This is a genomic window from Gammaproteobacteria bacterium, assembly GCA_027296625.1.
Taxonomy (GTDB): domain Bacteria; phylum Pseudomonadota; class Gammaproteobacteria; order JAKEHO01; family JAKEHO01; genus JAKEHO01.
This window is the reverse complement of the sequence record JAPUIX010000020.1, coordinates 1-3,837: the sequence shown is the minus strand read 5'-3', so window position 1 is coordinate 3,837 and position 3,837 is coordinate 1. Positions and strand designations below refer to the sequence as shown.

The following is a 3,837-nucleotide window of genomic DNA, read 5'->3' as shown; positions in this document are numbered from 1 at the left end:
GTCAAAACGATTAGTGCTCCGAGCAACACCATCACAATGATGATTGGTGCGAGCCAGAATTTCTTACGCACGCGCATAAACGCCCAAAGGTCCTGCAAAAATTCAATCATCATACAGTCCAGAGTCTGGAGTCCTTGGTCCAGAGTCATTCGGTTTACGGATGTACGGTTCACCACTCACGGATTACGGTTCACGAATTCAGAATGGTCTCTCCACCTGGTCTTTGGGAGGCTTTTTACTTGGTATTCGATAGCTTTCAGCTTTTTCATCGAATCGCCGTGCCATCGGGTCGCGGCCAATGGCGCGCATTATAAAGCCTGTCGGGATAATCACCAGGCCATATGCCAGCCCCATTATCAACGGTGTGGTGATGCGGCTCAGTATAAGCGCGAAACGCATCCATGCTCGATAGCATGATCGTAATGTTGATGGTGCAATCAATGCCCATGCACCGAGCGTCCCGCCGACGATCCAGGGCCAGTACGGAATCGCAACGTCAAACACCCAGGGAAAGAAAAGTCCGAATAGGCCGGCGATGATGCCGCCCGTAACAAGCCCGAACTCTCGCAAGCCTTTACGATCCAGTTCAGGAATTACATGGTCCATCTGACTTATGCTTCAACCTTTTCCCTCCCCACCCGTTGGGGAGAGTTGGGGGGCATTCCTCTACTCTCTTACTAACTGGTAGAGCAGTTTGCGACCTATTGCTTGAGCCAGTTTTCAAGTTTCTGTCCCCTGAACATTTTAAAGTCACGCAGGTTTCGGGTGACCAGTACGAGATCGTTTTGCTTGGCAATCGCAGCGATCTGGCCGTCAACGAACAAGGGTGTTTGTCCCTTTCCTATCAATCGAGCTTTCTCCTCGCCATGCCAAGTGGCAGCTGGTTGGTTATATGGGAGTATCGGCATCGTCGCCGCTATTACCTCATACAGGTAACGTTCGATAGCCCGTCGCTTTTTCGATGCCGGCAGCCGCCCGCACGATTGTCCCGTTGCACAATAGTGCCGCTGGACTATCGTGATAAAATGCGGAGATCCCCAAGATTTTCATGTTTTCATTAGTACGAGTAACGAGTTGCAAGGAACAAGGTACAAGTATTTATTCGGAATGCAACTATTATTAAGATTGCCCCGTGGCCAGCTGTTGCCCTTCCCGCTTCATCTGGGAGGGCTGGAGAGGGGCACGAATTACCCCTGCCCCACTTGTCGGGGAAGGTTGGGAAGGGGCCACAGTCGGGTACCCGATCCACCAGATACGATGATAGGATAGATCATTGATTGGCCCTCATCCTTACCACTCGATAGTCTTCGTACAGGACAGAGCCATTTTCGGCAATAGTGACGGATAAATTCAAGTGTTATAGGAATCATATCCGCCGAGCTTGGCTGCTGCTATGTGTAAACTATCTGAGTGGGCAGCTCTCATCATACAGCCCCATTCTTCTACACCCGCGTGGTGTAACGGCTAGCCATAATCGGGGCCTTTTATAAAGCGTTTTGCCTGAGGTGAAGACCAAATGAAAAGTGTTTCCGGCAAGAAACAGATAGCAATCACGGGTGGCGCGGGGTTCCTCGGTTCGCATCTGTGCGAGAGGCTTCTTGCGGAGGGTCACGATGTCTTGTGTATCGATAACTTTTTCACGGGCACAAAGGACAATATCGCGCATATGTTTGACAAACCGAAGTTTGAATTGCTTCGGCATGACATCACGTTTCCGATCTACCTGGAGGTCGACGAGATCTACAACCTCGCTTGCCCGGCATCGCCCATTCACTACCAGTTTGATCCCGTGCAGACTACCAAGACCAGCGTACACGGTGTAATCAATATGCTGGGGCTGGCCAAGCGAGTAAAGGCTAAGATCTTCCAGGCCTCGACGAGTGAGGTTTACGGTGATCCGGAGATTCACCCGCAACCCGAGAGCTATTGGGGCCGTGTCAATCCTACGGGGCTCCGCGCTTGTTACGACGAGGGGAAGCGTTGTGCGGAAACTCTTTTCTTCGACTATTATCGCCAACACGGTCTTCGTATTAAGGTCGCACGCATATTTAACACCTATGGTCCACGCATGCACCCTAACGATGGACGCGTGATTTCCAACTTTATTGTTCAGGCGCTAAAGAATGAGGCCATTACCATCTACGGAGATGGTTCGCAAACGCGTTCATTCTGTTATGTGACAGACCTCATTGAGGCCTTTGTCCGGTTAATGGATTCTCCTGATAATTTTGTCGGGCCAGTAAACTTAGGGAGCCCCAACGAGTTCTCGATTTTGGAACTCACGGAAATTATTATCAGCCTCACAAACTCCCGATCAGACGTCAAACTGCAACCATTGCCGCCTGATGATCCTAAACAGCGACAACCCGACATTAGTCTTGCCAAACAAAAGCTATCTTGGGAGCCTATCGTGACTTTGGAAGAAGGGTTAGTACCGACCATCGAATACTTCGAAGCGTTACTGACAAGTGGGAAAGGCATTGAACAAGAAGAACAACGTCCCGGCAGTTAGTTAGCGTTGTAGTTAGGGGCCAATTGGACCGCAAAGGCAAAATTTTGATAACAGGTGGCGCAGGTTACATCAGTGCCCATATGTGCAAGATGCTAGCATCGGCTGGCTTTGAGGTTACGGTGTTTGACAACTTGTCGACGGGCCATGAGGACGCCGTTCGATGGGGAAAGTTGATCGAGGGAGATCTGCTAACGCGAGCGGAGGTTGACCGCACTTTAAACGAGGATCAATTTACGGCCATTATGCATTTCTCGGCCAAATCGCTGGTTGGCGAATCTATGCAGCATCCAGAACTTTACTATCGCAACAATGTGATCGGAACACTCAACCTATTGGAAGCAATGGCGAAACACGGTGTAAAGTATTTTATATTTTCCTCGTCTACAGCTGTGTATGGTATTCCTGGGTACTCACCGATTGACGAGGCACACCCTACTGTACCGATCAATCCATATGGCAGAACGAAATTACTCTGGTCCATCCCCGGGCAGTTTGCACGGTAAGCGCCCTCGATACTACCGTTGTAATTGATAGTCTTGCGGCTGGCACCCACTACTTTGCAGTCACAGCAATTGGTGACAACGGTGCGGAGAGTGACTTCTCGAGCATAGAAAACAAGATGATCCCCTGAGTCACAGGGGGCGCCAGCAAATACGATTTGTGACATGGCGTTCCAGGCGACAAGCTCGTGAGCGCTGTTTGTCGGCGCCGATGAGTAGTGCATAGCTGGCGCTTCTATACTGCTACTAAGGACGCGGTTTCTTAGGCGGCAATGTAGCCCCATTGCTCGCTCGCCTGCGCATCAAGAACGGCGAAGTGGCAGCGCTAGACGATAATGCCTTTGCTGAGTACGCAGCGGATGCAATGGCCAGGCTGATCAAAAGTGGCCAATGGTGTCTTTCATAATTCCTACGGCAAAGAAGAATGGCCGAACAACGCAAAACGAATTACGTCAGGATAGTGCCCTACCTTCTTTTCGTAATTTGGCGACCGCGTCTCTGGTGATGCTACTGATTGTGCTACCCGCTCTCCAGGTTGCACGTGACTATAACTTCACTCCGCAAGGCGTCGTCCCCAGTGTATTAGCATCCTGGTTTGCCGGGAGAATGATCAAGGGCGGGAAACAGGAGCTGGCTCGGAAGATGGCGTAAAAGCTGATCCCCGGTATGGTCTGGACATGTCGCGGATTTTTCCAAAAGTGGTTCAGGGCTCCGTCCGGTGAGAATTAACAAAGATCGATAGTCCCCTGGTTCCAGCCTCCCGACCACATGGCCAGCTAGGAGGCTTCAGTCCTCTACGATACCCACACAGGGTGGCCGCCTATA

General features: G+C 50.8%; 5 protein-coding genes. 2 read left to right on the top strand and 3 right to left on the bottom strand.

Going from position 1 to position 3,837, the window contains the following annotated elements; all coding sequences use genetic code 11:
- The 3 genes from O6944_00910 to O6944_00900 form a co-directional block, all read right to left on the bottom strand.
- A partial coding sequence (locus tag O6944_00910) for a DUF5989 family protein (GenBank protein ID MCZ6717713.1) occupies positions 1 to 110 on the bottom strand: 110 nt, incomplete at its 3' end.
- 88 nt (positions 111 to 198) lie between these two features.
- Positions 199 to 606, bottom strand: a complete 408-nt coding sequence (locus O6944_00905) for an SxtJ family membrane protein (GenBank protein MCZ6717712.1) — start codon at positions 604 to 606, stop codon at positions 199 to 201.
- Positions 607 to 701: 95 nt separating this feature from the next.
- Positions 702 to 908, bottom strand: a complete 207-nt coding sequence (locus O6944_00900; GenBank protein ID MCZ6717711.1) for a hypothetical protein — start codon at positions 906 to 908, stop codon at positions 702 to 704.
- A gap of 608 nt (positions 909 to 1,516) precedes the next feature.
- Between O6944_00900 and O6944_00895 the strand changes: the two genes are divergently transcribed.
- A complete protein-coding gene (locus tag O6944_00895; GenBank protein MCZ6717710.1) occupies positions 1,517 to 2,512 on the top strand; it encodes an SDR family oxidoreductase in 996 nt (331 codons plus the stop codon).
- A 23-nt stretch (positions 2,513 to 2,535) separates the two neighbouring features.
- Positions 2,536 to 3,015, top strand: coding sequence for a GDP-mannose 4,6-dehydratase (locus O6944_00890; GenBank protein ID MCZ6717709.1), 480 nt, complete (start codon positions 2,536 to 2,538; stop codon positions 3,013 to 3,015).
- Positions 3,016 to 3,837: the final 822 nt, after the last annotated feature.